Origin of the sequence: Acinetobacter sichuanensis (genome assembly GCF_003024515.2) — a bacterium.
Lineage (GTDB): Bacteria > Pseudomonadota > Gammaproteobacteria > Pseudomonadales > Moraxellaceae > Acinetobacter > Acinetobacter sichuanensis.
Genome location: NZ_PYIX02000191.1, coordinates 1 through 763 on the forward strand (window position 1 = coordinate 1; position 763 = coordinate 763).

1 protein-coding gene is annotated in these 763 nt (G+C 45.3%); it reads left to right on the plus strand.

What is annotated here, in order from left to right; translation table 11 throughout:
- Positions 1-224 precede the first annotated feature (224 nt).
- The coding region (locus C9E89_RS22955; protein WP_407641443.1) for a hypothetical protein at positions 225-763 on the plus strand (539 nt) is incomplete at its 3' end.

Below are 763 nucleotides of genomic sequence, written 5' to 3' on the forward strand. Positions count from 1 at the left end.
GCTCCCTAACCCACCCAGTGTGGGTTTTCTTTTGTCTATTAAAGCATAAATAAAAAAAATAATATCGGTTTTTCTATATAAATATCGGAATACCTATTGACATGTTATATCGGAATTACTATATTTACCCCATACCCAATCACCACGAGACAAAAATGGAAATCGAAAACTTACGCCTACAAGCGCTACACATTGCAGAGGGTAACATCGAAAAAGCTCAAGCAATGGAAAACTATGTTTTGGGTCGTGAAGATAAAGAGATTGCTGAGCTTCAAGCTGCACAACCAGTGCCTACTAGTTTGGGTGTGTCAGATGTTAAATCCGCTGATGCAAAGAGCAACACTGGCAACCGCAACACTGGCGACTGGAACACTGGCGACTGCAACACTGGCGACTGGAACACTGGCAACTACAACACTGGCAACTACAACACTGGCAACTACAACACTGGCAACTACAACACTGGCAACCGCAACACTGGCAACCGCAACACTGGCTACCGCAACACTGGCGACTGGAACACTGGCAACTACAACACTGGCTACCGCAACACTGGCAACCGCAACACTGGCAACCGCAACACTGGCAACTACAACACTGGCAACCGCAACACTGGCAACCGCAACACTGGCTACCGCAACACTGGCGACTGGAACACTACGAACTCTAGTAATGGATTCTTTAATACAGAAGAAGTTGAAATTATTAATGTCTTTGACAAACCGTGCATGAAGTCGGTGTGGGATGAGATAAATAAACCAGA